Annotated in this window: 1 protein-coding gene; it reads left to right on the top strand. The window is 43.8% G+C overall.

The features are described 5' to 3' along the window. Nucleotides 1-260 (top strand): HNH endonuclease (locus AC0QH1_RS17170; protein ID WP_473154732.1); only part of this gene is annotated, 260 nt, incomplete at both ends.

Raw genomic sequence — 260 nt, 5'->3', positions numbered from 1 at the left:
ATCAAATTGCGATACCACTCCGAGACTCCAATTGTCAGACACGTTAAAGTCAAAGGCGAGGCCAGCCCATATGACGGTAATCTCAAATACTGGAGTACAAGAATGGGAAAACAACCCGGTGTTCCAACGAGAGTATCGAAGCTCTTGAAGAAACAGAAAGGGAAGTGTACCCACTGCGGACACTATTTTAAGGAAGAAGACATTATGGAAATAGACCACATCGTCCCAGAAACCCTAGGTGGAAAGGATGAATACAAAAA

Source organism: Phormidium sp. CCY1219 (assembly GCF_055795085.1).
The sequence above is the reverse complement of the archived record's forward strand: the minus strand, read 5'-3'. Positions and strand labels throughout refer to the sequence as shown.